This window comes from Bacillus sp. 05T31 (assembly GCF_056396725.1).
In genome coordinates this window covers 1-416 of sequence record NZ_JBFTMA010001433.1, presented here as the reverse complement: position 1 = coordinate 416, position 416 = coordinate 1, and the positions used below count along the sequence as shown (strand labels likewise).

At 28.1% G+C, this 416-nt stretch carries 1 protein-coding gene; it reads left to right on the top strand.

Features of this window, described 5'->3' with window-relative positions; all coding sequences use genetic code 11:
• Positions 1 to 260 (top strand): MepB family protein (locus tag AC1DJR_RS33680; RefSeq protein ID WP_477004642.1); only part of this gene is annotated, 260 nt, incomplete at its 5' end.
• Between the last annotated feature and the right edge of the window lie 156 nt (positions 261 to 416).

Genomic DNA, 416 nt, shown 5'->3' with positions numbered 1-416 from the left:
CTCCTAACCTTTTAGTTATCACTTGTATAGCGGATAATAAACTAGGACAATTTATTTTTCCAAAAGAGATTCTTCTAAAAGAAAAAATATTAAAAACTCAAAATCAAAAAGGGAAAATGGCTATGAGGGTTTACCCTATTTGGGATAAACCTATTAGTAATCAAGCTAAGAAGAGTCAATTGTGGCAACTTCATTATTTTGTCGATTTAAGTGATACTGAAAATGTAGCTATAGATAAATTATTAAACTTATATTCATAGCACATAATAAAAAAAATTGAAATATTCAATGTTCGTTCAGATGATATTTGGAAATATTAACAGGGTAAGCCGTTAAGTAAAGAATAAAAAAGGAGCATACAAATAAAGTATGCTCAAAAAAAGATAGGTTTTATGAGTGGAGAATCTCCATACGAT